Here is a 25,198-nt window from a genome sequence, read left to right as displayed (position 1 = left end):
CCGTGGCTGTGGAGGATCAGAAGAACAGAATCTCCATCAAGACATCCGGCAACAAGAACAGCCCAGACAAGGGAGCGGAGAAAAAGGTTATTCCTGAGGCAAACCCTGAGCGTTTAACAGCAGATCATCGTAATCCAGAAGATATTCCACTGGAAGAAAAAATGAATACGATGTATCGATTAACCTTTGAATGGGCCCATATATTAGAGAAATCACGAATTTATCAGTATACGGAGCTATTATATTCACCTTGGAATCTAATTTGGCGAAATATCTTATATGGAGCGGCTCGTGGAGTGGGGATCGCGTTGGGCTTTACTTTTTTTGCGGCGACGATCATTTATGTCCTTCAGTGGCTTGGAGCGCTTAATCTACCGATCATCGGAGATTATATTGCGGATATTGTGCGAATTGTACAGCGTCAACTGGAATTCAAATAAGTCTTTAAGGCGAAGCCGTCTTTACTTGATTTGTTGGAGAGAGTAGGGTTCGTTCTATTTTCTTTGGCGGATTTACCCAACCTTGGGCTTCTACGTTTCTGTTGAGTCCGTACCTTTCCTTTTTTAATCTGCTGTACATTTTCTTAACAAAATGAGGTAGCACAGAAAAAAACAAAAAACAGCGGGCCATTCCACCATGAAAATGGAACAGCACGCCGTCTAATGGTTCTTGTGGGGAAAATGCTTTTACTCCTCGCCTTCGAGCGGATCAAGCATGTAACTTCCCTCACCGCTATCCTTATAACGCTCATAGCTACGTCCCTGAACTACAATTAAATGGTTGCCTGTAATATCAGTAGCGATAAAGTTCTCCCAAGGCTCCACGCAGCCTTCCAGCTCATCAGCTTCGATCTCCATATCATTATAAGAGTCAATATTGCTGCCCTCCGCCATGGCGGGGGAATCGGAGTTGCCATAGCTTTCTACAATCTGCCAGGCATCCTCACCGTCAAAACCGTTTTGATCATCTCGCTCATCGAGACTAGTACGCCCAAATGGAGGAGACAAAAATTCTTCTTCTACCGGCCGAGTAAAAGGCGCATTTTGACGTGGGGCATGCTCCTTACAGTAAAGCGTGGAGGGAATGGCGGATAAACGCTCAAAGGGAATCGGTTTACCGCTCGCCTTACATATTCCATATGTGCCTTCATCCATAGCGGAGAGAGCAGCTTCAATATCATCCAGCTCATGCTCGTCCCGTTCTAATAATGAAATGTCCATGGAGCGGTTAAACAGATCAGTGGCTGCATCCCCTGGGTGGTTGTCATTCTCAGAGAGCTCTCCAGTGCCATCCCGCATGGATTCCTGTAATCCATAATGCTCATTATTCTGAAGCCTTTGCTGAATAGTATCACGATCTTTTTCTAATCGAGCGCGCAGCTCTGAGAGCTGCTGTACTGTCAGGTGCGTCATGATGAGTAAGCTCCTTTCTGTACCTTTTTTAAGAATCCCTTCGACTTACCGATTTGCATCGGATGGTTCTTTGTTAGGTTGACCTGAGAGGACTTATTTTAGCGATGGAAAATAGTCCCCAAGAATAAGCGCCCGAGTGATGTCACGCAATAGACGATCTTCTAAGGGCTGTGCTACAATATACAAGTCTTATAACAGTATTCGTACCGCATTTAGCGGGAAAAATAAGAACGGAGTGACAACTTCTGTGGTGTACTATTTGATTGCTCTTATTGTATTTTTGGTGGATCAGGGAACGAAATATCTCATTGCCACACGTCTGGAGATTGGGGAACAGATTCCGGTTATCGGAAATTTTTTCCTGATTACCTCTCATCGTAATCGCGGGGCTGCTTTTGGGATTCTACAAGGGCAGCAATGGTTCTTCTTTTTAGTTACGGTTGTAGTGGTTGCAGGCATCGTTTGGTACTTGAACAAGACTAGACATTCGCAGAAGATGTTGTCTGTTGCCCTTGGGCTTGTTCTGGGTGGAGCGATTGGTAACTTCCTGGACCGGATGATTAGTGGTGAGGTCGTCGATTTCCTTCTGTTTAATTTTGGAAGCTATAGCTTCCCAATTTTTAACGTAGCGGATTCTTGTATCGTCATTGGGGTTGGGCTGATTCTTCTGGATTCATTCCGCGATCTTAAGAACGGTGAAGAAATCACGGAAATCAAAGAAGTAAAAGAAGCAAAGGAAGTAAAAGAAGGGAATGAATGATTTGAACAAAGACGTCAATCACCAAGCGGCATCTACGAGCGAAGAAGAGAGGGACGTCACGGAATGGACCGTTTCGGCGGAGAATGCGCGGGAGCGAATCGATAAATATATTACGGAATCTTGGGAAGAGGATGTTTCCCGTTCTCAGGTACAGTTATGGATCAGCGGTGGTCATGTTACGGTTAATGGTGCACCAGTGAAAGCCAACTATAAGCTCTCGGAAGGCGATGTAGTTTCCGTTGTCGTTCCTGAAGCAGAAGTGACGGATTTGATCCCGGAGAATATCCCCCTTGAAGTTGTCTATGAGGACAGCGATGTCATTGTGATTAATAAGCCACGTGGTATGGTTGTGCACCCAGCAGCTGGGCATCCGTCAGGCACCTTGGTGAATGCACTGATGTATCACTGCAAGGATCTATCCGGTATTAACGGTGAGATTCGTCCAGGTATTGTACACCGTATTGATAAGGATACCTCTGGTCTTATTATGGTGGCTAAGAATGATGCCAGTCACGCGTCGCTCGCAGCACAGCTTAAAGAGCACAGTGTAACACGCCGCTATATAGCAGTCGTACACGGCAATTTATCGCATGATAAAGGAACGGTTGATGCTCCGATCGGTAGAGATCCACATGATCGTAAGCTGTATACTGTTACGGAAAAGAACAGCAAGAAATCTGTGACCCATTTTACAGTGATGGAACGTTTCGGTGACTGTACACTGCTGGAGCTGCAGCTTGAGACCGGCCGTACGCATCAGATTAGAGTGCATATGAAATTCATTGGTCATCCGCTTGTTGGCGATCCGATTTATGGACGTAGCAAAGGAACGACTATGAATGGACAGGCATTGCATGCAGCAGTGCTTGGATTTATACATCCTTCTACGGGTGAATATAAAGAATTTAGTGTGCTAATTCCGGAGGACATGGAAGAAGTTCTGTTCACATTGCGCAGCAGATAAGTACAAATGAAGTGATAATTAGTCTATGGTATTGAACACGGCTTTCCATCATATTTAATAACATAAGGATAAAGAGAGGGTTATACCTTATTCTTTATCCTTATTTTTATCACAGAAACGGATCTCTAGAAACATACGCCATCCAAGGGACGGCGAAGCCGTTTCTTCTAAATGAATCAGATGTAAATATTTGGGGACCCCGCAAAGTACCTGAGTAAGCATCGAAGCAAAGCCCCACTTTGTGGGGATGTCTTAATTAGAATAGATAGCCAGGAGATGAGATGACAATATGAGTATCGAACAATACCAAGATAGCTTCATTCAGACTAATTTTGCAGACCGCATCGGCGGTGCGAATTACGGCAAAGATACCTCGATTTATAAATTCGAGAAAATCAAACGTGCCAAAGCATCCGCAAAACAGGATTTTCCTGATATTGAACTGATCGATATGGGCGTAGGCGAGCCAGATGAGATGGCAGATGCAGGTATCGTCGCTAAGCTTGCTGAAGAAGCAGCTAAGGAAGAGAACCGTGGTTATGCGGATAACGGAATTGCTGAGTTTAAGACAGCTGCTGCTGAATATTTGCGGGAAGTATTCCGTGTTGAAGGCATCGATCCAGTTACGGAGGTAGTTCACTCTATCGGATCTAAGCCTGCGCTAGCGATGTTGCCTTCTTGCTTCATCAATCCTGGTGATATCACGATCATGACGGTGCCAGGTTATCCAGTGCTAGGTACACATACTAAATACTTGGGTGGACAAGTATTTACAGTGGAGCTGAAGAAGGAGAATAACTTCCTTCCAGATCTGAACGAAATTCCTGAAGAGGTTGCTCATAAAGCTAAACTTCTTTATTTGAACTATCCAAACAATCCAACGGGCGCTAGTGCGACTCCTGAGTTTTTTGCTGAGGTAGTTGCATGGGCTAAAAAATACGATGTTGTTGTCATTCATGACGCACCATATGCTGCCCTGACTTATGATGGGTTGAAGCCTCTTAGCTTCCTCTCTGTGCCGGGTGCTAAGGATGTTGGCGTGGAACTACATTCCCTTTCCAAGTCCTACAATATGACAGGTTGGAGAATCGGCTTTGTTGCCGGGAATCCGTTAGTTGTTAAAGCATTCAGTGATGTGAAGGATAATAACGATTCCGGTCAATTTATCGCGATTCAAAAAGCTGCGGCCTATGGCCTTGCTCATCCAGAGATTACTGAAGCGATTGCTGCCAAGTATTCACGTCGTCACAATCTGCTGGTTGATGCACTGAATAGTCTAGGCTTTAAAGCTGAGAAACCAAAGGGTTCCTTCTTCCTTTATGTTGCTGCACCGAAGGGTGTCAAAGGCGGTCGTCGTTTTGAATCTGGTGAGGATTTCTCCCAATTCCTGATTCGTGAGAAGCTAATCTCCACCGTGCCTTGGGATGATGCAGGTCCGTTTGTACGTTTCTCTGTTACCTTTATTGCTAAAGGTGAAGAGGAAGAAAGACGTGTAATCTCTGAAATCCAAAGACGTCTAAGCGATGTGGAATTTGAATTTTAAGAATTGGTTTGAAATTGAAGCTGCCCCATGGGAAACCTAGGGCAGCTTTTCTTTACGTATAGGCTAGATCTATTGTGGAATAGATCTACTGTAAGATAGGGAATTCCTCCCTCTAATTCTGTGCTTTAGCTTCAATCCGCTAGAATATAGGGAATTGTTCCACTAGCATTGCACAGAACCTGACACATGAAGGGGTTGTTTGGCAAATATGGATTTATATTTTTATTATAAAAAATATTTACAATCACTCTCTTCCTCATCAAGAAAAAAGGTTGAACACCATATAAACCTAGGATCATTTTACCAATTAATGTATTTGTTTGCCTGTTTTACTGGTTGGCGTACTTCTTTACCGTCTTATATTTCTTCGGCTTCGTTTGGGGACGACCTGTCTTTCCTTTTTTCTGCCTTCCCTTTGAGAACTTCTCTGGTTTTCGCTGGAGTTCTTGTAGAAATCGGTTCCATGCCTGGCACATGTAGCACCGTAAAAGCTTCAAAAAAGACCACGGGGACTGCGCTGCGTCCGTCTCATTGCGAAGCAGAAGAACCAATGCATATCCAATCAGTGCTAAAAAGATCTGATTCCACACCGCTTTTTCTCGTGAACTATACAGGTGGATCAAGCTAACATGCTGCTTCATCCACTTGAAGAAGATCTCAATTAGCCACCGGTGGTGATAGATTTCACTAATCTGCTCGGCCGTTTTGTCCCACACATTGGTTATAACCCGATATTGACGCCCTTTTTCGTCAGTATATTCCACTAAACGCAGCTGAACCTCGACGAGTTGTTTTTCCGCATTTTTGTAACTCACAAGCACATCGGCATCCCGCAACACGGGGGTATGGGGGGCGACCTCACGCTCATGAAGAACGAGGGTTCTGCTGTTCTGCTGGATGCGTGCGACAAACCGCAGACCTTGCTCCAGCCAAGTTTCATACAAACGGTACACCCTATACCCACGATCCAAGACATGAATGGCATCTTTGTCGACGACTAAATCCAAGGCCACTTCAGAGTCGGCGACCCCGAGCGTCGAGCAAATGACTTGGGTCGGGTACACCGTATCGCTATCTGCAATCACAAGCTTCAAATGAACCTTGACCCCGTTACTATGCTTGGAACAATAGGCCCACTTCCCAGCGAGTTCAGGGAGAGACAGACTCGTAGAATCAATGAGATGAAGTTTACCCAGACCGGTAACGCCTTGTTCAGGATACATCTGTGCGACTTGCTGCGTAAGCAGGAGCCACACGCGCTGCAACACCTCGAGCGGTAGATTGTCCAGTGTACGCACCACTTGAGAAGGACTAATCGATTTTAGACCTACTGCTTGCTGAAGTTCTCGGTTCGCTCGTAAGGCCTGGCTAATTTCGTCGAGGTCTGCTCGTTGGTTGAGTTGGGCTTCGACAAGTAGTTTCACGGCCTTGACCAACGTCAATCTACGTCGATGATTAAACAGCGGAAACGCTTCGTCGGAAAGCGGAAGTAAATCAAGGCATTTACAAATGACAGATTGATTTGGTATAGTACCCATTGGTTGCTCCTTTTGTAGGTGGAATGGGTAAAATGCCTATCCTTCTACTTTAGGGGTTTTTTTGGGTTTAACCAGTAAAATTACATCAATATATTGAAAATAAAGTAATTTATGCAAAAATGATTTTTCATGTTAGGTTTAATGCAAGGCTAGTGGAATTGTTCCCTCTATTTCGGCTTATTTGGTCGTATTCAAAGGAAATCCTTTAATTTATAGGGAGGAATTCCGCATAACCTGATCATAATGACTACTATGACCTAATTATTGGGAGGTTTTCCCTATAATACCCTCTATCCACGCAATCCCTGAATAGCTTTCTCAGCAGAAGTGAGCTGGGAAGTTAATCCAGATCGAAAAATTCAAAATGTAAATTATAGGAGTCTACAGGATGGGTGTGGGAAATAAGGAAATATAAGAAATATCCAGCATTACCGCTTCCTCTTGTTGTTAATCGAAGCGGGCTTCGAATGTGCTGCAGTTTAGGCAGATAAAGTTGACATGCAGGGTTTGTTCTGTCATAATTCTGGTTAAATGAATAGCGCCTTTAATTCAGTCCTGTGAGGCTGGCAAGGTAACGTGAATCGAGGTTCGCGACTCTTAGAAGGGTATCCGTGTGTATACACCGGACTGTCTTTTTATGCGCGCGGCCATCATCTTCTTCATCTGCGGATTTCACTCCTTGCCTGTTATAGGCAAGGAGTTTTTTGATTTCCAGGAACTTGAACAGGCGAACAAGTGGAGGGTGACAAGATTATGGTTACTGAGAAAAATGTGATTATGGACGAAACGGCGATCCGCCGGGCATTATCCCGTATTGCTCATGAGATTTTGGAGAAGAACAAAGGGATTGAGAACTGTCTGCTGGTCGGCATCCGGACACGAGGCGTATACCTGGCACAGCGCATCGCTGAGCGCATCAAGGAGATTGAAGGCGTCGAGATTCCTTACGGCGAACTCGACATTACGCATTACCGGGATGACCGTGAAGTAGAAGGCAGTGAAGCGGTAGTGAAGAGTAACGTCATTATTACTTCCGGCAGTGATGGCATCCATGATAAGAAGGTTATTTTGTTCGACGATGTGCTTTACACCGGACGAACCATCCGCGCGGCAATGGACGCTTTGATGGATTGCGGACGCCCACGAATGATTCAACTGGCAGTATTGGCTGACCGTGGACACCGCGAGCTGCCGATCCGGCCAGACTACATCGGTAAGAATGTACCTACCTCAAAGCATGAGCAGATTGAAGTGGCGCTGAAGGAATACGACGGCAAAGATGAGGTCTACATTATTTCAAACCGGGAGGAACGATAACATCATGACACTTACCAAGGTAAAGGAACGTAGTCTGCTGGGAATAAAAGAGCTTGATCGGTCGGAAATCACTGGGCTGCTGAACAGAACAGCATACTGGGACAATCAAAGTGAGAAGCTAACTCCCATTTTAAACTCGCATTTTATTTCTAACATGTTCTTTGAGAATAGCACACGCACACGCTTCTCTTTTGAAATGGCAGAGAAACGACTGGGTGCACAAGTACTTAATTTTACGGCTGCAGCTTCTAGTGTAGAAAAAGGGGAGTCGATCTACGATACAGTACGCACACTGGAATCGATGGGGATCGATGCCGGAGTTGTGCGTTTGAAGCCTGCAGGTGTGCTGCAGCAGTTAGCTGAGAAGGTGTCCATACCGCTTATTAATGCAGGCGACGGCAACAATGAACATCCAACGCAAGCACTGCTAGATCTTTACACCATGACAAAAACGTTTGGAGAATTAAAGGGCCTCACGGTTTCTATTATCGGGGACATCATGCATAGCCGGGTAGCACGCTCCAATCTGTGGGGGCTTACAAAGCTGGGGGCTAAAGTGCAATTCTGCGCACCGGAGAATATGAAGGCTCCTGAGCTTATGGAATACGCACCTTATGTAACCATAGAGGAAGCTCTTAAAGCAGATGTGGTCATGATGCTTCGTGTGCAGCTGGAACGCCATGCTTCTGGTATCGTACTTTCCGCGGCAGATTACCGTAGACAGTACGGTTTAACGGAAGAACGCGCAGCTAAGCTCGCAAAAGATACAATCATTATGCATCCAGCTCCGGTTAACCGGAATGTCGAGATTGATGATGCAGTTGTAGAGTGCAGTCAATCAAGGATTTTCCCGCAAATGTCTAATGGGGTGCCGGTTCGGATGGCAGTTCTCGAAAGAGCTTTACTTTAAAGTTAAAGAATGATGATGTATAGAGACTAATAAATATACACAAATATGAATTTTTATTATATAATAATGAGAGGGCCCGCAGCCGGGATCTGAGGGTAAAGGTAGAATCATGACAGTGATTATTAGAAACGCCAGCGTATTGAATAAGGAAGGCTTGTTAGAGCGGAAACATATTGTACTTGAAGAAGGTGTTATCTCGGCCTTAATCGATGGAAATGAAGCTGCACCAGAAGCTGGAGAGATCATTGATGCTGAAGGCAAGCTGCTCATTCCGGGACTCATTGATATGCATGTGCACTTACGCGAACCGGGATTTGAACACAAGGAAACAGTGGAAACCGGAAGTCGCTCGGCTGCCAAAGGCGGATTTACAACCATCGCTTGTATGCCTAATACTCGCCCGGTAACAGATACTCCGGAAATCGTACAATTTGTGAAAGACAAAGCGCGTGAAGCAGGACTAGTTAAAGTACTTCCTTATGCGGCCATTACTAAAAATGAGCTCGGACGTGAGCTGACTGATTTTGCGGCGCTTAAAGAAGCTGGAGCTATTGGTTATACCGACGACGGCGTGGGCGTGCAAAGTGCTCAAATGATGAAAGATGCAATGAACATCGCCGCAGCACTGGATATGCCAGTCATCGCTCACTGCGAGGATAATTCACTGGTTGAAGGCTGCTGTGTAGCCGAAGGTGAGTTCGCAAGAAAGCATGGCCTGAAAGGAATTCCAAATGAGTCGGAAGCCATCCATGTTGGACGCGATATTTTGCTGGCTGAAGCGACAGGCGTTCATTACCATGTATGCCATGTAAGTACTGAACAATCGGTGCGACTGATTCGCCAAGCGAGAGAGATCGGTATTAAAGTAACTGCTGAGGTGTGTCCGCATCACTTACTGCTCTCTGAAGAAGATATTCCAGGCCTTGATGCGAATTGGAAAATGAACCCGCCGCTACGCTCCCGCCGCGATGTTGAGGCGTGTATCGAAGGTCTGCTTGACGGCACACTAGATATGATTGTTACGGATCACGCGCCACATAGTGAGGAAGAGAAGGCTAAAGGCATGCAACTTGCACCTTTTGGTATCGTTGGATTCGAAACAGCTTTCCCTCTACTATACACAGCGTTTGTAGCAACCGGGAAATGGGATTTATCCTTACTAGTACAAAGAATGACTGCTGATCCTGCACGGGTATTCAGACTGAACACCGGTGTGATGGATATCGGAGCTCCTGCAGATTTGACGCTGATTGATCTGGAGCAAGAAAAAGAAGTAGACCCAGGTTCTTTTGCAAGTAAAGGACGGAATACTCCTTTTGGTGGTTGGAAGCTTAAGGGCTGGCCAGTAATGACATGGGTAGACGGCAAAGCCGTATGGACTGAGAAAAACTAGCAGACTGGTGGGGCGGAGTTGCTGATCTTTACGGATGCAGCGATTGTGTACACGTTCACTCCGGAAGGCTTGTAAGGCATAAGCATTAGACTACAGAAACATGAAGGAGTGGAATGGGATGCAGGCGAGATTGCTGCTGCAAGACGGAACTTTATTTACAGGTACCGCATTTGGCGCTGAGGGTGAAAAGACAGGCGAGGTTGTTTTTAATACAGGAATTACAGGATATCAAGAGGTGCTGTCTGACCCTTCATATTGCGGACAAATCGTTACAATGACTTACCCATTGATCGGGAACTACGGGATTACTCGGGATGACTTTGAATCTGTTCGACCTTTCGTACACGGTTTTGTAGTGCGTCGTCATGAAGAAGTACCTAGTAACTGGCGTGCTGAATATAGTGTGGACGATCTGCTAAAAGAATACGATATTCCAGGGATCAGCGAGATTGATACCCGGATGTTGACTCGGATTATTCGCCACTACGGAACAATGAAAGCAATCCTGACGACCTCTAACAAACGTGTAGAGGAACTGATGGAAATGATGGGAAATACGACGATTGAGGAATTGCGCAATCAGGTAGCTCGTACATCAACTGCAAGTTCGTACAGCAGCCCAGGCAACAAAGAAAGAATTGTGCTTGTAGATTATGGTGCAAAAGCTGGTATCCTACGAGAGCTTAACGACCGTGGTTGTGATGTTGTTGTTGTGCCACATGATGTTAAAGCGGAAGAAGTTCGCCGTCTGAACCCAGATGGTATCCTACTTTCCAATGGCCCTGGGGACCCGAAAGATGTGCCTCACGCTGTCAAGACGATTTCTGAATTGCTTGGCGAATATCCGATCTTCGGAATCTGCCTAGGTCATCAGTTGTTTGCACTGGCTTGTGGAGCAGATACAGAGAAGCTGAAATTCGGTCACCGCGGAGGGAATCACCCTGTGAAGGAACTGGAAAGCGGACGCTGCTTCATCACTTCCCAGAACCATGGTTATACCGTGAATGAGGAATCTGTGAAGAACACTGAACTAGAAGTTACTCACATTAATAATAATGATAAGACTGTTGAAGGAATTAAACATACTCGTTACCCAGCATTTTCGGTGCAATATCATCCAGAAGCGGCGCCAGGACCACATGACAGCAGCTACTTGTTCGATCGCTTCCTGCAAATGATTGCAGATTATAAAGCAAAGACACCTGTTGTTTCACGTCAGGCACAACTTGCGGCAAACGCCAGAATCACGGTGCCAAAAACTAACTTACAGCTTGAAGCCGTGAAAGGAGCTCTATAACATGCCAAAGAACGATAAGCTTAAAAAAATTCTAGTGATCGGTTCCGGACCGATCGTCATTGGTCAAGCAGCGGAGTTTGACTACGCAGGAACTCAGGCTTGCCAAGCCCTTAAAGAAGAAGGCGTGGAAGTCGTACTGATTAACAGTAACCCAGCAACGATTATGACAGATACCAATATTGCAGATAAAGTATACATCGAGCCTATTACGCTTGAATTCGTGACTGCTATTATTCGCCAGGAGCGTCCAGATGGATTGCTCCCAACACTGGGCGGTCAGACCGGCCTCAATATGGCTGTAGAATTGGCTCGTGCAGGTGTACTTGAGCAAGAGAATGTTAAGCTTCTCGGTACACAGCTTGATTCCATCGAGAAAGCAGAAGATCGCGATTTGTTCCGTGATCTAATGCGTGAATTGGATCAACCTGTACCTGATAGCAGTATTATCACCACTGTAGATGAAGCAATGAAATTCGCTGAGGAAATTGGTTTCCCTCTGATTGTACGTCCAGCCTATACACTTGGCGGTACAGGCGGCGGGATCTGCGACAACGAAGAAGAACTGCGTGAAACAGTCAAAGCAGGTATTCGTTATAGCCCAATCGGACAATGTCTGGTTGAAAAGAGTATTGCCGGCATGAAGGAAGTTGAATACGAGGTTATGCGTGATGCCAATGACAACTGTATCGTTGTCTGCAACATGGAAAACTTTGATCCTGTAGGCGTACATACAGGTGACAGTATTGTTGTAGCACCTAGCCAGACGTTGTCAGATCGCGAATATCAAATGCTGCGTACTGCTTCGCTCAAAATCATTCGCGCCCTGAATATTGAGGGTGGATGTAACGTACAGTTCGCACTTGATCCACAAAGTTATCAATACTATGTAATCGAAGTAAACCCGCGTGTTAGCCGTTCCTCGGCTTTGGCTTCCAAAGCAACTGGATATCCAATTGCCAAAATGGCTGCCAAAATCGCGATGGGTTACACGCTGGATGAAATCGTCAATCCGGTTACCGGACAGACCTATGCATGCTTCGAACCTACACTTGACTATATTGTAAGTAAAATTCCACGCTGGCCGTTCGACAAGTTCATTCATGCGAACCGTAAGCTTGGTACGCAGATGAAAGCGACAGGCGAAGTGATGGCAATCGGCCGTACTTTTGAAGAGTCGATTCATAAAGCGATTCGTTCCTTGGAAATCGGTGTTCATCGTTTCCGTCTGCCAGGTGCTGAGACACTGGAAGAGAGCGTGTTGCGTGAACGTCTTGCGAAGCCTGACGATGAGCGTCTGTTCCTGATAGCTGAAGCTTTCCGTCGTGGTTACGGTTTGCAAGAGATCCAGGATATCACGAACGTGGACTGGTGGTTCCTCTCCAAAATTGAAGGTTTGATTAACTTTGAAGATGTTATTCGCGGCGAAGAAACTTTGTCTGCGGAAACTCTATATCAAGCGAAACGCAAAGGCTTTACAGACCGTGCAATTGCTGAAATTCGTGCAGAAGGACAAGCGGACGGCAAATATACCAAAGAAGCTGATGTGCGCGCGCTACGTTTGGAGCAAGGATTAACGCCTGTGTTCAAAATGGTAGATACCTGTGCAGCTGAGTTCGAAGCTTCTACACCTTACTACTACTCTACTTATGAGACTGAGAATGAGGTCATTCATTCTGATAAGCAAAAGGTTATCGTGCTGGGATCTGGTCCAATCCGGATCGGTCAAGGGATTGAGTTCGATTACTCCACAGTGCATGCGGTATGGGCTATTCAGAAGGCTGGATATGAAGCGGTTATCATTAACAATAACCCAGAGACTGTGTCTACAGACTTCAATACTTCTGATCGGTTGTATTTTGAACCCCTATTCTTCGAAGATGTCATGAACGTAATTGCGCAAGAGAATCCGATTGGGGTTATCGTTCAATTCGGTGGTCAGACAGCGATCAACCTTGCGGCACCACTAAGTGCTGCTGGTGTGAAGATTCTCGGAACTAGCCTTGACAGCATTGATGAAGCTGAGAACCGTAAGAAATTCGAAGCTTTGCTGGCACGTCTTGATATCGCTCAACCGAAAGGTAAGACGGTTACAGACGTGAACCAAGCCGTAGAAACTGCACAATCCCTTGGATATCCGGTACTGGTTCGTCCTTCCTACGTACTAGGCGGACGTGCAATGGAAATTGTATATAACGATACGGAACTGCTCAGCTACATGGTAGAAGCGGTAAAAGTGAATCCAGAGCATCCGGTATTGATTGACCGTTACATGCTGGGTAAAGAGGTTGAGGTAGACGCGATTTGTGATGGTGAGACAGTAGTTATTCCGGGCATTATGGAACATGTCGAGCGCGCAGGTGTTCACTCCGGTGACTCCATCGCTGTATATCCTCCGCAATATCTGGATGAAGGACTGAAAGCGAAAATCGCTGAAATCACTATCAAGATTGCCAAGGAACTGAAGACAATTGGACTGGTAAACATCCAGTTTGTTATCTACCAGAATGAAGTATACGTAATCGAAGTAAATCCACGCTCCTCGCGTACGGTTCCTTTCCTGAGCAAGGTGACAGGAATTCCAATGGCGCATTTGGCAACCAAAATCATTCTTGGCAGCAAACTGAAGGATGACGGTTATACAGAAGGTTTGTGGCCAGAAAGCGATTATGTTTCGGTTAAAGTGCCAGTGTTCTCTTTTGCCAAACTGCGCAGAGTAGAACCTACACTCGGACCTGAAATGAAATCGACCGGTGAAGTTATGGGCCGTGATAAATTGTACGCAAAAGCTTTATACAAAGGTCTGATCGGAGCAGGGATGAAAATTCCAGCTACAGGCGCTATCATCGTTACGGTGGCAGATAAAGATAAAGCAGAAGCTGTAGAACTTATGAAAGGCTTCCACTCCATGGGTTACAAAATCATTGCTACTGGAGGCACGGCACAAGCGCTTGAAGAAGCAGGCCTCAACGTAATGAATGTAAACAAGCTGGATGAAGGTGCGCCAAACATTCTCGACTTGATTCGTGGTGGGCAAGCTAACTTCGTCTTTAATACACTGACTAAAGGTAAAACGCCAGAACGTGACGGATTCCGTATCCGCCGTGAAGCGGTTGAGAATGGCGTCGTATGTATGACTTCACTTGATACAGTGACGGCTTTGCTCAGAATGCTGCAGACGATCAACTTCTCGTCACAGTCCATGCCTGCTTTTGTCGGACAATTGAACTAATCTCATAAAGATGCATAGGGCGGTTTGCGTTTACGCAGACCGTTCCGCTATGCCTAGGGTCTAATAAATAAAGGGTGTGGATTTAGTCTGCACTGGATAGGAGCATGGTTATGGGATATGGAGAAGTAGAGTGGAAAGAAATGGCGAATCGTCTGATGATCGCCTTGGATTATCCTGATGTTACTGGGGCAAGAGCCTTGATTGATAAGCTGGAAGGAATTCCTTGCTATATGAAGGTAGGCATGCAGTTGTTCTATGCGGCAGGACCGGAATTTATTCAAGAGCTGAAATCTCGTGGCTATTCTGTGTTTGTTGATGTAAAGATGCATGATATCCCTAACACGGTAAAAGGTAGCGCTCAAAGTCTGACTAATCTTGGCGCTGATATGTTTAACGTACACGCGGCAGGGGGCTCAGCTATGATGGCTGCAGCACGCATTGGTGCGGCTTCAGCAGTTAGTGCTAATGCAGCCCTTAAGATGCCTTTGATTATTGCAGTTACCCAGCTAACCAGTACGAGTCAAGAAGTGATGAATAATGAAATTGGAATCGCAGGTGATGTAGCGGATACTGTGGTAAGATACGCCAAGCTGGCAGCACATGCAGGTCTAGATGGTGTAGTGGCTTCGCCGCAAGAGTCCGCAGCTATCGCAGAAGCTTGTGGGCCAGCATTTTGCACGGTTACACCGGGTATCCGGCCAGCAGGTGCTTCCTTGGACGACCAGTCCCGGGTTATGACGCCTGGAAAAGCCATTCGTCAGGGTAGTCACTACCTTGTTGTGGGACGGCCGATTACAGCTTCACCAGATCCACGTCAGGCAGCAATAAATATTATTGAGGAGATGATCCAAGCATGAGCTCATTAAATAGAAGTGAACAAGTAGCAAGTTATCTGCTTAAGATTGGAGCGGTAGCATTACGTCCACAGGAGCCATTTACATGGACCTCTGGCATCAAATCGCCGATCTATTGCGATAACCGTCTGACTATGGCTTACCCAGAGGTTCGTAACTATATTGCAGATGCCTTCGCTCAGCTTATTAAAAGCCAGTATCCAGACGCTGAAGTGATCGCGGGTACAGCAACCGCAGGTATTCCTCACGCGGCTTGGGTAGCAGATAAACTTAATCTACCAATGGCGTATATCCGTGATAAAGCTAAAGGCCACGGTAAGCAGAATCAAATTGAAGGTCTGATTAAACCAGGGCAAAAGGTTGTCGTTATTGAAGATTTGATCTCCACTGGCGGAAGTTCCATTAAAGCGGCTCAGGCCGTGCAAGAAGCAGGCGCAGAAGTACTGGCTGTACTCGCAATCTTCAGCTACGAGCTGGATCGTGCAGTGGATGCTTTTGCTGCAGCTGAAATGCCATTACAAAGTTTGTCCAACTACAGCACATTGATTGATGTGGCTCTTGCACAAGGCAAAATTGAATCGACGGACGTAGAATTACTGAAGTCTTGGAGAAAAGATCCGTCATCATTTGGTGTATAATTTTAATTAAATGAGTATAGTCTAGGCGAGCCTCTCACTTTTTAGTGGGGGGCTTTTATTTTTAAAGCTGCTCAGGGTGCAATTAAAAGGAGAGACACAACCCCAAACACAAATAGTTGCATTTAATGCACTTAAAACTAACTCTCCTTAGAGGATTCGGCAATATAATTGCACTTTGTGCAATTATATTTGTCTAGTATCCGCCGAAAGCTCCTAGTAACGTTTTTTAACTGCATATAGTGCAATTAAAAGGAGAAAGAAAATAACCTCGGCTCTAATAGTTGTAGAAAGTGCACTAGACATGCGCAAAAGCTACATGAGAAAAAAAGTTTTAATAAATTACTAAATATGGAGTATATTGATTTGTTTTCACTTCTCAATCCATAAAAAAACTCCTATTGTAGAAAGTGTAGGCGTGTTACCCACATCCCTCTACAAAAAGGAGCATCCATGGGTAATTTAACGCAAAATTCTGTTTTACGCAAGTGTTTAATTCGCTTAAAACTTTGTTCGTTTCGGTGTCCGCTGACCGACCATTATACCAAAAGGCTTTCTGTCGGCTCAGCGATCGCCCTTTTGGTCGAGGCCCAACTCCAGCAACGGGAATCGTTGGCTGACATCGTACTTAATCTGGAAACGAACTTAGATCTTCAAGCATTCACGGGCCTTTCATCCATCCATGAGTCCACCTTAAATCGCAAACTGAATGCCATTCCTCTAGCCTATTTAGAGTGGCTGTTTGCTCAGTTGACTCAAGAATTGAAAGCACACCAACGTGGAGCCAAAGGCATCAAGCACTTTGGAAAATTAGCTCCAGTGGATTCCACCACGTTTTCTCTACCTAAGGTATTAGGGGACTGGGCCTTTTATCAAGATAAAACCAAAGGGGTAAAGATTCATACTCGGTTGCTCTCCTTAGAGTCAGGCTGCCATTTCCCGGATGAAATTGTGCTTTCTACTGTCGGTGTGTCGGATCAACAAGCCGTTAACCGTTTGGTCACGAAGCAGGATACGACGTACATCTTTGACCGTGGCTATGTCAATTACGGTAATTTTAGACGGTGGGTAGAGCAGGCCATACTCTTTGTTGCCCGTTTGAAAACCAAGACGAAATATACAGTGCTTCGGGAACGAGAGATCCCTAAGGAAGGCCTGATTACCCGAGATGCTGACGTGGAGATTTTGGACAAAGTCTCAGGACAACTCTTTCAGGTTCGTCTTGTACAGTTTTCAGATGACGAAGGTAAGGTGTACGAAGTCATTACCAATCGCCAAGAACTAACCGCACAGGATATCGGAGAAATCTATCGCTGTCGCTGGCAAATTGAGCTATTTTTTAAGTGGATTAAACAGCACCTGGCGACCGTTACATTTCACAATCATCATCCGAACGCGATTTGGGTCCAATGCTACATCGGGATGATTACGGCCTTGCTGTGCCAGCTAATTCAACGGGAAACACAGACATTGCTTAGCCCGTGGAACTTTCTGCGAAAGATGCGATATTACTTCGCGAGAGACTGGGATTCTTTCGTCCAGACTCTGGATATTGAGCCGACACGGCGTTCGAAAGGAAGACAAAAAATACCGAAGCCTGCGGAGGCTCCCCCACGAACGGGTGACAAGCGAGAAACCGTAAAAATCATCGTGAGCTAACTCCATACCAAATTACTTTTTCTGGTAATTACTCCTACGCTTAAGAGCCCTTTAGTTTTTTTTCTTAATTCGAAAAGTAGAACTGTAAAATTATTACTTTTTAATATCTTTCGATTTCATGTAAGGTTCTATGCATGTTTAGTGTAGAAAGTGCAACTATCCAGTCGTAGAAGGTGCGATTGTTCCTTCACAGGAAAGGTAGCAGGCGAGTCGGAAATTGGGAACTGCGGCGCTGTCACGCTGTTGCTCTATACTCTTCTACTCGATAACGGTACCCTTCGAAAGCTCCTAGTAACATTTTTATGAGAATAATATGAAGAAATCGTAGTATAACTTTAAACGTCCTGTAACTTCCCTTCTTGATTAAAGCTTTATACTGTTACTAGGATTATGGATTATTTATCCATAAGATGTAGAAGAATCAAGTATTTTATAGGGGGATACAATTATGAATCATATAAACAATAAACGGCTGTGGCGCCGCTGGTTAAGCTTTGGGGTGTGCGCTGCGCTGTTACTACCACTAATCTCAGATGGGTGGAATACGGCTTGGGCTGAGCCGTCTCAGGCTCCAGTGGAGCAGCGTGTATTGCGTATTGGGAGTCTATGGTCTGGGGAGGACGATTCGTTTTTTCGTCAGCAGTTTACAGATATGTATGAATTGCAGCATCCAGAAATCAAATTGGAGATTATTCCGGCTATAGATACGAATGAGCTTCGGTATAATAACACCTACCCAGACGTAAGCTTTGACAATTTGGAGAATATCCGAGCGATTATGGGTGGGGATAAGCCAGTTGATGTGATCGTCGGTGATAGCGTATTAGTGAAGAGTCTGGTGGATCATAATCTTGTCCAATCACTGGAGCCACTTATAGCGCGTGATCAGTATGATTTAAGCAATATGGCGCCTACGATGTTGAATGGAGTTCGTGAGCTAGGTAGAGGAAGTCTTTTTGCGTTGGCGCCGACCTTCTCGTCTAGTGCGCTTTATTATAACAAGGGCATCTTTGATGCTGCTGGAGTAGGCTACCCTACGGACGGAATGACATGGAATGAAGTGTTCGCGCTGGCAGATAAGGTGACGAAGAAATCAACAAATAAAGAGAAACGGATATACGGCTTCTCGATGAACCGTTACTTAAGTGATCCCTTCTGGGATATGCAGACCTATGTCGCTCCGCTAGAGCTTACGATGTACGATAACAAGGGTCAGCATATGACTGTAAATAATACACAGTGGAGTCAGGTTTGGACTACTTACAGCCAGTTGGTGAAGAAACAAATTGTACCTGGGTTAAATGGGTTGGATTTTGCAGGAACTGAAGGGAATGCCTACAGTCCAATCCAAGGCGATCTGTTCCTCACAGGAAAAGCGGCAATGGTAGTTGGGGAATATGGTTATCTCAATGAACTGGCGGGAGTAGAGCGTAATGCTGCTAAGATCAAAGATTACAAGCCCATCGAATGGGGGATGGTTACTGTACCAACCTTTCAGGAGAAACCGGGTGTCGCCGTTGGAACATGGCTTGGCAATATGATGGCTATTAGTTCTACGGCAACTAATAAGGAAGATGCTTGGGATTTGATTAAGTTCGTCAACAGTAATGAGGTTGCCAAAATTAAAGCCCATAACCGGAGTGAACTGACTTCGCGTAAGGAGTATATTACCGCTCAGACCCCTTCAGTAAATTTGGAAGCTTTTTATACGCTTAAGCCTTTACCTGCAACGGATCCTTTATTGAGCAGTCTACAGATGCAGAAGCCTGGGATTAGCCGAATTAGCGATGTTGGACGTCAACTATTCATTGATGTATATCAAGGCAAGAAAACCGTCGAGAATGCACTCAAAGCTTGGGAGAAGCAAGGGAATACCATGCTGGATACACTTGAAAAAGATTCCACGGTCTATTTCGACTCGATCGGTGATTGACTTTGGAATATGCCCTAAGCCACCAGTTTTCTGGTGGCTTATTTTGTGGAACTTGGGCATGATAAGTTCAGAGCGGTGTATCATAAATTTGCGAAAAGGAGAAGAGGGCATCATGAATTGGATATACTTCGCGAAACTGTTCAGGACCAGATTTCAAGCGGGTTGTTTGGCTAAAAGATTGGAGCAAGATGGCTGGATATACGGCTATCATGACCCACGTTTTGTAGAAATTTATCGATCCCGCAAAGGAAGATACGGGGTTAGATTTCTGCCTTGAGAACTTTTATAAATTCATCCTTGACGTAGACCCAATTTGTAATGTATATTATTTATTGTCGCTGTTTGAATATATTTTCTGACGCGGGGTGGAGCAGCCCGGTAGCTCGTCGGGCTCATAACCCGAAGGCCGCAGGTTCAAATCCTGCCCCCGCAACCAATTTATTTACAACAGCAATTGTACATTCGGATATTTTTAGATCCGGGCCCTTAGCTCAGTTGGTTAGAGCGGTCGGCTCATAACCGATTGGTCGGGGGTTCGAGTCCCTCAGGGCCCACTTATCAAAAACCCTTACTTTGTAAGGGTTTTTTGCTGTCTTAGAGTCTATAAAAAGGTGGATGAGGTCAGCTTAGGAACTCGGGGAAAGAGCAAATGGTCACATTCTGGTCACGGCGTTGGTTCGGTTATAGGTATTTGGGTCATTTGCATCTTCGAATCAATCAAGTCTGCCGCATCTCGTTGCATGTCAGGAAGTAGATGAGAATATCTGTCCAGATAGATTTGTACGCTACTATGACCGAGACGTTCTGCTCCGATTTTTGCATTAATTCCATTATTCAAAAGCATGGAAGCATGTGAATGCCTAAGATCATGAAACCGGATTTTTGGTAACTCTGACTTACCTGTCAAGAAGGAGAATGTCTCTGTCACTCGTCGTGGCTTAATCGGTTCTCCGTTAGCATAGGAGCATACGAGATCATGATCTTTATAATGTCCCGTTCCGATGGTTTGTTTATCGGCGTCAATAATTTGTTTCCGATGTTTGAGATCAGCGATAAGCATATTACCAATTGGAATTCTTCGGGCTGAGCTTGACGTTTTGGTATCCTGGATGATAATTCCTTTGGATGGGGTCCAATTAACAGTTTGCTGGATCATTAAACTCTTTGCTTCAAAATCTATATCGCTCCATCTCAATCCCAGAACTTCACCTTTACGCATACCTGTGTGAATTGCAAGTGAATAAACAATATAATGCACGTGTCCTTTGGCAATATCGAGAAAATGCAAACATTGTTCCATAGTCCAAGTTTTCATTTCTTTCCTTCGCAGTTTGGGTGCTTCTACTTTATCGATGGGGTTTGAGACAAGCATCTCCCATTTCACAGCTTGACCAAAAGCTTTACGCAAAATGGCATGGATGTGACGAACGTAATCTGAAGAATATTTTTCTAACAATCCATTATAGAATCTGTTTATGGTCAAGGGCTTGATTTGCTGCAACTTGTGGCGACCGATAACGGGAACAATGCGACTTCTAATAATGGATTCTTCAACATCGTAAACGGTGGATTTATACTTCTGTAAGGCGTAATCTTTTAACCATATATCAAAAAAATCAGCAACTGTAAGATTGATTTCAGCGACATAGTCTCCTTTATCCACACTGGCAAGAAGAGATACCAATGCACGATCTGCTTCTTTTTGTGTTCCAAAGCCTCCTTTCTTTTTTTGATTTCTCTTTCCACTCCCCTGATCCGGTGGAAGATCAACGACATAAGTCCAAGTTTTCCCTCGTTTGAATACCTTTCCTTTCATAACTACCTCCTATAATGTTTCTCAACGTAATTTTTACATATCCTAATTGCATCACTCCTTTCAGTGCGTACTATAATAGTTCAAAAATTAATAGCATCGTCTATTGCTTCCATAGGAAGATATAGACGTGAAACTGCCTTACCATGTCTCCATGCTACCCGAGACAGGTTAATGGTCACGTAGCCTCTACGGTCAGGTATAGAGAGATCTCCAGAGAGCACGGTAGCGGATTCTTTGGACGGGTACAAAGGTATGTCACAGCTTTCATAGTTTCTCTCAACCTCAATGTCTAGTGGTTTGTCCCAGTCGAATCCTTCAGGTTGTTCGATCACAAGTGTATCTGGACGTGAACAATCTCCATCCCAATTGTAATATGCTTGGATATGAGCTTCAGCTCGAGTGCAATTGTAACTAATGTGTGAGTCTCGAATAAGCTCACCACTAGTAGCGATATAGTCGAGAGCAGAAAGGAACTCCCCTTGTCTTACCCTATCCTCGATTTGTTCAAATCTTTTCCTTGCAAAATTTAACGGGACCTTGAATTTTCGTGCTATGTATCCAATCGCTTCACCTCTATTTGAAGGAATGTTTGTTCTTTTGATCATAAAAAAAGGGATAGCAGCGTAGAAGACAAAACGATCAGCTTCATTTTCTTGCGCTTTTGTGAATTGTTCTGGCATCATTATTTGATTTCCAACATGTCTGAGTAAGTGACAGAGTTCATGAAAAAATTCAAGGCGCTGAGAATCCTCTGGAAGGCGGTTGTCAAGGAACATGCTGTAAACCCCTTTGGAAATTTCGATTCCTTTGCTCCTCTTATTATGATAATGGACCCAAACATTAAATTTCTTTGATAATAATTCGATAGATAAATGCGATGGTTCGGTGATGTTGTGTCTCTGGTACAATTCAGTAATATTCTGTTCAAGAGGGGGAGTGTGATAGTTATCGTTCATGTTAGTCACCTCGAATGAGATCATATGTTCTTATTTTTATTAAAAAGAAAAGCCATTTCTGGCTTAGTTTATTACGATTATCTTTCTCCTTGAACATCTCCAGGCTTCCTGCCTTTTTCTTTCTCTTGTAGTATTTTAAAAATTTCCCGCATTTCCTCACGGCGTTCTTCCGGTGCGGACAGATAGTCTCTAAAGAAAATTCCGTGTTCAGGATTGTTGATAAAAGCTTCGAATTCAGATTGATCTTCAGCATTAATGATTTTTGATTTAGGTATATCTGTACGACCGAAGAGGTAGTCAATATCTACATCGTAGCGATCCGCAATGTCATTTGCGAATTTAAAAGGCGGCTCCCTTTCGTCCCGTTCATACATACCAATTGCACTCTCGCTCAATTTAAACAATACTCCAAAATCTTTTTGAGTAAGGTTGTTATCTGTACGAATTTTACGTAATCTTTGACCAAATGTCGCCATTTTTCATCACCCGCTTATACATTAACACATAACGTGTTATTTTTTAATAAAGAACACAAAACGTGCGGTGTATATTTAATCCAACAACACGAAACGTGGTTTTACTTGAGAGGCGGTGTGGGAAAAATGAAAGAACTAATTGCAAAAAGGTTGATCTTATTACGCGGTGAAGCATCCAGAGAAGAAACTGCTAACGCTATAGGTATAAGTATTAGTGCTCTTCAAATGTACGAAAATGCTCAAAGAGTGCCCAAGGATGAAATTAAAGTAAAAATCGCAAAGCACTATAAACGATCAGTACAATCTATTTTTTTTGATCAAGATCCGCACGAAACGTGTTTTATCGAGGAGCACTCTGCTACTAAGGAGGTGGTCTAACCATGGCAAAAGCAATAAAGACACCTTCAACATTTGCAGAAGCACTTCGTCTTGCGGCTGATTTAGCAGAACAAAACGAAAAGTTGGAACGGCAACTCGCCGAACTTCGCCTGAACGGTGAATATACCGAAGTGCTCCGTCCAGCTCATATTATGAAACTACTCAAGCTTAGTGCTCCAAAGGTGAACGAACTTACTAATCATCCGACATTTCCTCACTTAAACCGAAACCGTCGAAAAGGTGAGGCAGTTACAGTGCTTAAATCAGATCTTTACCATTGGTTGAAAACTGAAAGGTATGAGTAGAAAAAAACCGCCGTGCGATTGCTGAGGCGGCTGAAAATTGCATGGGCAAGGGGAATTGCTTGAATTAATCATACATCATGCCTCTGTCCAATAGCATCCCCATAACTTGGACAAATATAGGAGGAATTGATATGGCAGTTGGACATTTTCCCGAAGCGCTAAAAGAAGTCATGCAGCGTAAGGGTGTCACCTTGGCTAAAGTTGGGAAAGCCGCCCATGTAGATGGTTCACAAATCGGTAAGATCGTTAATGGTAGCCGCAAAGCTTCCAAACAGGTGATGCAGGCTACAGCGACTCATTATGATGATGCTCAATTAATACTGGCTGCGGCAGCTGAGGTAACCGGGGGCGCTTCGGTCCCCTGGCTCAATAACGCCGATCTTCATCCCAGCTCAACGCATATCAAAACTATCGAAGAGATTCAGGAAGCATTGCAGGCGTTGCTTACCCTACCGATCACGAAGAGCCTTGAACAATTAAAGACTGGCGATCGGGAGGTTATCAAAAACGGCATCATGGAACAGCTTGAGGCAATAACGGCACTTACACATAATGCAGCCGCCCTTTGCCGTAAGTATGAATTTTCATACATAGCCCTATGGTCTGAGCATCGCGCCGAGTTGAAGTTAAAAAAATATATGAAATGAGGAATTGATATGAGATTTGAGGATTTGGAAGCACAAGCGCGGTTTGAAGCTAAAAACGCTAAGCATAATCTGAAAATGATCAAACGTCAGGCTGAACTTATTGATCCGATAAAGTTAAAACGTAACATTCGTTGGCTGAATATGATGATCTGGTTGCACGAATGTGAAATGCACCATGCCAAAGTGCAAAAGAAAAAAGCCCGTCTTGCAGGACGGACTCCGTTGAGTACCCGATTAAAGTATCTCGTTGCGTCCATTTTACCCTTAGATCAGGACGAGCGCAAGGGGGTTAAGAGGTATGGACTATGAGGATCACTATCAAAGATATATAGAGTCTTTTAATCAAATTAAAGAGGAACAGCAAGATCCGGATATGGCAATGAATATATCCCGAAGGTTTTTTATCGCTATTGTTAACCATATTTTAAAAAGAGAAATAAGTGATTCTGAAAAATTAACTCAAATAAAAGCTATGAATGATGCGTTTAGTACAAGCATCACCGCCTGACGAGGCCTGAGGGACACAGGCCGAAACCCCGCAAGGGGTCGCGGATATCCGCCGCAGCTGTATCTTGTAACGTCGAACCTTAGAAGTAACCTTCCTCCGGTTTGGCGCTGCAAGATGCGGCTGACGCATTAAATCATTTGAAAGGGGATTGGCATTATGATTCCAGATCATTTGCATCAGGATCGTTACTGGCGGGGGCTACTTCACATTTTTACGAATCATAACAAGCTTAAGCAATTCTTATCAAATCCTGACTTTTTTGATTTTGAAGAACTGTCTTTGCATGTGGAAGCTTTGCTGAAAGCATCTAAAGGTTGGAGTCCGTGTGAAAAATTCATGTTGGAAGTCGCGCTACACCTTTTTAACGGTATCAACAAAATTGATCTTTCTCAGGCGGACCGTTTAGACAATAAGAGTACTGAAATCCTGCGTGAAGCCTTGCTGCTTCGCCTTGATAGATAAGGGGCGGCAATATGCTTCTCGTACTCAAAGGTGACACGGTGCGGACAAGCTGCGGCCTGTATGGTGAGGTACTGGATACATGGGGCATTGCCCGACCATGGGCAAAGCTTCGAAAAGGAGACGGTGAACTAGCATTCTTTCTCCGCACGGACGTTACGGAGATTGTGAAACGCCCGCCGGTTAAGAAGGGAAAACGATGATGATAC

General features: G+C 44.6%; 26 protein-coding genes and 2 tRNA genes. 23 read left to right on the top strand and 5 right to left on the bottom strand.

The window, feature by feature from the left end; genetic code table 11:
- Positions 1-143: 143 nt before the first annotated feature.
- A complete protein-coding gene (locus MHH52_RS22080) occupies positions 144-440 on the top strand; it encodes a DUF5665 domain-containing protein (RefSeq protein ID WP_313639320.1) in 297 nt (98 codons plus the stop codon).
- A gap of 246 nt (positions 441-686) precedes the next feature.
- Here MHH52_RS22080 and MHH52_RS22075 read toward each other — a convergent pair whose 3' ends face one another.
- On the bottom strand, positions 687-1,412 hold the full coding sequence (locus MHH52_RS22075; RefSeq protein ID WP_340004465.1) for a TraR/DksA C4-type zinc finger protein: 726 nt from the start codon (positions 1,410-1,412) through the stop codon (positions 687-689).
- A 247-nt stretch (positions 1,413-1,659) separates the two neighbouring features.
- Between MHH52_RS22075 and lspA the strand changes: the two genes are divergently transcribed.
- The 3 genes from lspA (at position 1,660) to MHH52_RS22060 (ending at position 4,679) form a co-directional block, all read left to right on the top strand.
- Positions 1,660-2,172, top strand: a complete 513-nt coding sequence (lspA, locus tag MHH52_RS22070; protein ID WP_340009768.1) for a signal peptidase II — start codon at positions 1,660-1,662, stop codon at positions 2,170-2,172.
- Positions 2,165-3,136 carry an RluA family pseudouridine synthase gene (locus MHH52_RS22065; protein WP_340004464.1) on the top strand — a complete coding sequence of 324 codons (972 nt, stop codon included), beginning with the start codon at positions 2,165-2,167 and terminating at the stop codon, positions 3,134-3,136. The genes lspA and MHH52_RS22065 overlap by 8 nt, the downstream gene beginning before the upstream one ends.
- Before the next feature lie 289 nt (positions 3,137-3,425).
- Complete coding sequence (locus MHH52_RS22060; RefSeq protein ID WP_313639293.1) at positions 3,426-4,679, top strand: LL-diaminopimelate aminotransferase; 1,254 nt, start codon at positions 3,426-3,428, stop codon at positions 4,677-4,679.
- A gap of 329 nt (positions 4,680-5,008) precedes the next feature.
- Here the strand turns inward: MHH52_RS22060 and MHH52_RS22055 are convergent, their stop codons facing one another.
- Positions 5,009-6,217: an IS4 family transposase gene (locus MHH52_RS22055; protein ID WP_340004463.1), complete on the bottom strand. Its 1,209-nt coding sequence runs from the start codon at positions 6,215-6,217 to the stop codon at positions 5,009-5,011.
- 753 nt (positions 6,218-6,970) lie between these two features.
- Between MHH52_RS22055 and pyrR the strand changes: the two genes are divergently transcribed.
- From pyrR to MHH52_RS21995, 12 genes are all read left to right on the top strand, one after another.
- Positions 6,971-7,534 carry a bifunctional pyr operon transcriptional regulator/uracil phosphoribosyltransferase PyrR gene (pyrR, locus tag MHH52_RS22050; RefSeq protein WP_060622064.1) on the top strand — a complete coding sequence of 188 codons (564 nt, stop codon included), beginning with the start codon at positions 6,971-6,973 and terminating at the stop codon, positions 7,532-7,534.
- Positions 7,535-7,538: 4 nt separating this feature from the next.
- Positions 7,539-8,444, top strand: a complete 906-nt coding sequence (locus MHH52_RS22045) for an aspartate carbamoyltransferase catalytic subunit (RefSeq protein ID WP_340004462.1) — start codon at positions 7,539-7,541, stop codon at positions 8,442-8,444.
- Between the two features lie 109 nt (positions 8,445-8,553).
- The gene (locus tag MHH52_RS22040; RefSeq protein ID WP_340004461.1) at positions 8,554-9,837 is read left to right on the top strand and encodes a dihydroorotase; all 1,284 of its coding nucleotides are present in this window, start codon (positions 8,554-8,556) and stop codon (positions 9,835-9,837) included.
- 118 nt (positions 9,838-9,955) lie between these two features.
- A complete protein-coding gene (gene carA / locus MHH52_RS22035) occupies positions 9,956-11,134 on the top strand; it encodes a glutamine-hydrolyzing carbamoyl-phosphate synthase small subunit (RefSeq protein WP_340009766.1) in 1,179 nt (392 codons plus the stop codon).
- Between the two features lies 1 nt (position 11,135).
- A complete protein-coding gene (gene carB, locus MHH52_RS22030) occupies positions 11,136-14,363 on the top strand; it encodes a carbamoyl-phosphate synthase large subunit (RefSeq protein ID WP_340004460.1) in 3,228 nt (1,075 codons plus the stop codon).
- A gap of 110 nt (positions 14,364-14,473) precedes the next feature.
- Positions 14,474-15,220 carry an orotidine-5'-phosphate decarboxylase gene (pyrF, locus tag MHH52_RS22025; RefSeq protein WP_340004459.1) on the top strand — a complete coding sequence of 249 codons (747 nt, stop codon included), beginning with the start codon at positions 14,474-14,476 and terminating at the stop codon, positions 15,218-15,220.
- Positions 15,217-15,855 (top strand): orotate phosphoribosyltransferase, encoded by a 639-nt coding sequence (gene pyrE / locus MHH52_RS22020; RefSeq protein ID WP_340004458.1) that lies wholly within the window; start codon positions 15,217-15,219, stop codon positions 15,853-15,855. Before pyrF ends, pyrE begins: the two co-directional genes overlap by 4 nt.
- A 450-nt stretch (positions 15,856-16,305) precedes the next feature.
- Positions 16,306-17,511 carry an IS4 family transposase gene (locus tag MHH52_RS22015; protein ID WP_340004457.1) on the top strand — a complete coding sequence of 402 codons (1,206 nt, stop codon included), beginning with the start codon at positions 16,306-16,308 and terminating at the stop codon, positions 17,509-17,511.
- A 448-nt stretch (positions 17,512-17,959) separates the two neighbouring features.
- Complete coding sequence (locus tag MHH52_RS22010; protein ID WP_340004456.1) at positions 17,960-19,444, top strand: extracellular solute-binding protein; 1,485 nt, start codon at positions 17,960-17,962, stop codon at positions 19,442-19,444.
- Between the two features lie 112 nt (positions 19,445-19,556).
- On the top strand, positions 19,557-19,721 hold the full coding sequence (locus MHH52_RS22005) for a hypothetical protein (RefSeq protein ID WP_019909365.1): 165 nt from the start codon (positions 19,557-19,559) through the stop codon (positions 19,719-19,721).
- A gap of 82 nt (positions 19,722-19,803) precedes the next feature.
- Positions 19,804-19,880 (top strand) — tRNA-Met (locus MHH52_RS22000).
- A 44-nt stretch (positions 19,881-19,924) separates the two neighbouring features.
- A tRNA-Ile gene (locus tag MHH52_RS21995) sits at positions 19,925-19,998 on the top strand.
- 110 nt (positions 19,999-20,108) lie between these two features.
- Here MHH52_RS21995 and MHH52_RS21990 read toward each other — a convergent pair.
- The 3 genes from MHH52_RS21990 to MHH52_RS21980 all read right to left on the bottom strand — a co-directional run bounded on the left by MHH52_RS21990 (position 20,109) and on the right by MHH52_RS21980 (position 22,692).
- A complete protein-coding gene (locus tag MHH52_RS21990) occupies positions 20,109-21,260 on the bottom strand; it encodes a tyrosine-type recombinase/integrase (protein WP_340004455.1) in 1,152 nt (383 codons plus the stop codon).
- An 80-nt stretch (positions 21,261-21,340) separates the two neighbouring features.
- Positions 21,341-22,216 carry an ImmA/IrrE family metallo-endopeptidase gene (locus MHH52_RS21985; protein WP_340004454.1) on the bottom strand — a complete coding sequence of 292 codons (876 nt, stop codon included), beginning with the start codon at positions 22,214-22,216 and terminating at the stop codon, positions 21,341-21,343.
- Between the two features lie 77 nt (positions 22,217-22,293).
- A complete protein-coding gene (locus tag MHH52_RS21980) occupies positions 22,294-22,692 on the bottom strand; it encodes a helix-turn-helix transcriptional regulator (RefSeq protein WP_340004453.1) in 399 nt (132 codons plus the stop codon).
- Between the two features lie 126 nt (positions 22,693-22,818).
- On the opposite strand from MHH52_RS21980, the gene MHH52_RS21975 reads away from it, so the two are divergent.
- From MHH52_RS21975 to MHH52_RS21945, 7 genes are all read left to right on the top strand, one after another.
- Positions 22,819-23,070, top strand: a complete 252-nt coding sequence (locus tag MHH52_RS21975) for a helix-turn-helix transcriptional regulator (RefSeq protein ID WP_340004452.1) — start codon at positions 22,819-22,821, stop codon at positions 23,068-23,070.
- 2 nt (positions 23,071-23,072) lie between these two features.
- Positions 23,073-23,375 carry a hypothetical protein gene (locus MHH52_RS21970; RefSeq protein WP_340004451.1) on the top strand — a complete coding sequence of 101 codons (303 nt, stop codon included), beginning with the start codon at positions 23,073-23,075 and terminating at the stop codon, positions 23,373-23,375.
- A 131-nt stretch (positions 23,376-23,506) separates the two neighbouring features.
- On the top strand, positions 23,507-24,022 hold the full coding sequence (locus tag MHH52_RS21965; RefSeq protein WP_340004450.1) for an XRE family transcriptional regulator: 516 nt from the start codon (positions 23,507-23,509) through the stop codon (positions 24,020-24,022).
- A 9-nt stretch (positions 24,023-24,031) separates the two neighbouring features.
- Complete coding sequence (locus MHH52_RS21960) at positions 24,032-24,331, top strand: hypothetical protein (protein WP_340004449.1); 300 nt, start codon at positions 24,032-24,034, stop codon at positions 24,329-24,331.
- On the top strand, positions 24,321-24,530 hold the full coding sequence (locus MHH52_RS21955; protein ID WP_340004448.1) for a hypothetical protein: 210 nt from the start codon (positions 24,321-24,323) through the stop codon (positions 24,528-24,530). The genes MHH52_RS21960 and MHH52_RS21955 overlap by 11 nt, the downstream gene beginning before the upstream one ends.
- Before the next feature lie 156 nt (positions 24,531-24,686).
- Positions 24,687-24,992: a hypothetical protein gene (locus MHH52_RS21950; RefSeq protein WP_340004447.1), complete on the top strand. Its 306-nt coding sequence runs from the start codon at positions 24,687-24,689 to the stop codon at positions 24,990-24,992.
- Positions 24,993-25,003: 11 nt separating this feature from the next.
- Entirely contained in the window at positions 25,004-25,192 is a 189-nt protein-coding gene (locus tag MHH52_RS21945) for a hypothetical protein (protein ID WP_340004446.1), read from the top strand.
- Positions 25,193-25,198: the final 6 nt, after the last annotated feature.

The organism is Paenibacillus sp. FSL K6-0276 (genome assembly GCF_037977235.1).
Lineage (GTDB): Bacteria > Bacillota > Bacilli > Paenibacillales > Paenibacillaceae > Paenibacillus_AQ.
Note: the sequence above shows the minus strand (reverse complement) of the source record. Positions and strands in the feature narration are given on the sequence as shown.

What these genes read in the sequence shown, in the direction of transcription:
- MHH52_RS22075 (WP_340004465.1), bottom strand. Translation starts at nt 1,412, where the DNA reads ATGACGCACCTGACAGTACAGCAGCTCTCAGAGCTGCGCGCTCGATTA.
- MHH52_RS22065 (WP_340004464.1), top strand. Translation starts at nt 2,165, where the DNA reads ATGAATGATTTGAACAAAGACGTCAATCACCAAGCGGCATCTACGAGC.
- MHH52_RS22060 (WP_313639293.1), top strand. Translation starts at nt 3,426, where the DNA reads ATGAGTATCGAACAATACCAAGATAGCTTCATTCAGACTAATTTTGCA.
- MHH52_RS22055 (WP_340004463.1), bottom strand. Translation starts at nt 6,217, where the DNA reads ATGGGTACTATACCAAATCAATCTGTCATTTGTAAATGCCTTGATTTA.
- pyrR (WP_060622064.1), top strand. Translation starts at nt 6,971, where the DNA reads ATGGTTACTGAGAAAAATGTGATTATGGACGAAACGGCGATCCGCCGG.
- MHH52_RS22045 (WP_340004462.1), top strand. Translation starts at nt 7,539, where the DNA reads ATGACACTTACCAAGGTAAAGGAACGTAGTCTGCTGGGAATAAAAGAG.
- MHH52_RS22040 (WP_340004461.1), top strand. Translation starts at nt 8,554, where the DNA reads ATGACAGTGATTATTAGAAACGCCAGCGTATTGAATAAGGAAGGCTTG.
- carA (WP_340009766.1), top strand. Translation starts at nt 9,956, where the DNA reads ATGCAGGCGAGATTGCTGCTGCAAGACGGAACTTTATTTACAGGTACC.
- carB (WP_340004460.1), top strand. Translation starts at nt 11,136, where the DNA reads ATGCCAAAGAACGATAAGCTTAAAAAAATTCTAGTGATCGGTTCCGGA.
- pyrF (WP_340004459.1), top strand. Translation starts at nt 14,474, where the DNA reads ATGGGATATGGAGAAGTAGAGTGGAAAGAAATGGCGAATCGTCTGATG.
- pyrE (WP_340004458.1), top strand. Translation starts at nt 15,217, where the DNA reads ATGAGCTCATTAAATAGAAGTGAACAAGTAGCAAGTTATCTGCTTAAG.
- MHH52_RS22015 (WP_340004457.1), top strand. Translation starts at nt 16,306, where the DNA reads ATGGGTAATTTAACGCAAAATTCTGTTTTACGCAAGTGTTTAATTCGC.
- MHH52_RS22010 (WP_340004456.1), top strand. Translation starts at nt 17,960, where the DNA reads ATGAATCATATAAACAATAAACGGCTGTGGCGCCGCTGGTTAAGCTTT.
- MHH52_RS22005 (WP_019909365.1), top strand. Translation starts at nt 19,557, where the DNA reads ATGAATTGGATATACTTCGCGAAACTGTTCAGGACCAGATTTCAAGCG.
- MHH52_RS21990 (WP_340004455.1), bottom strand. Translation starts at nt 21,260, where the DNA reads ATGAAAGGAAAGGTATTCAAACGAGGGAAAACTTGGACTTATGTCGTT.
- MHH52_RS21985 (WP_340004454.1), bottom strand. Translation starts at nt 22,216, where the DNA reads ATGAACGATAACTATCACACTCCCCCTCTTGAACAGAATATTACTGAA.
- MHH52_RS21980 (WP_340004453.1), bottom strand. Translation starts at nt 22,692, where the DNA reads ATGGCGACATTTGGTCAAAGATTACGTAAAATTCGTACAGATAACAAC.
- MHH52_RS21975 (WP_340004452.1), top strand. Translation starts at nt 22,819, where the DNA reads ATGAAAGAACTAATTGCAAAAAGGTTGATCTTATTACGCGGTGAAGCA.
- MHH52_RS21970 (WP_340004451.1), top strand. Translation starts at nt 23,073, where the DNA reads ATGGCAAAAGCAATAAAGACACCTTCAACATTTGCAGAAGCACTTCGT.
- MHH52_RS21965 (WP_340004450.1), top strand. Translation starts at nt 23,507, where the DNA reads ATGGCAGTTGGACATTTTCCCGAAGCGCTAAAAGAAGTCATGCAGCGT.
- MHH52_RS21960 (WP_340004449.1), top strand. Translation starts at nt 24,032, where the DNA reads ATGAGATTTGAGGATTTGGAAGCACAAGCGCGGTTTGAAGCTAAAAAC.
- MHH52_RS21955 (WP_340004448.1), top strand. Translation starts at nt 24,321, where the DNA reads ATGGACTATGAGGATCACTATCAAAGATATATAGAGTCTTTTAATCAA.
- MHH52_RS21950 (WP_340004447.1), top strand. Translation starts at nt 24,687, where the DNA reads ATGATTCCAGATCATTTGCATCAGGATCGTTACTGGCGGGGGCTACTT.
- MHH52_RS21945 (WP_340004446.1), top strand. Translation starts at nt 25,004, where the DNA reads ATGCTTCTCGTACTCAAAGGTGACACGGTGCGGACAAGCTGCGGCCTG.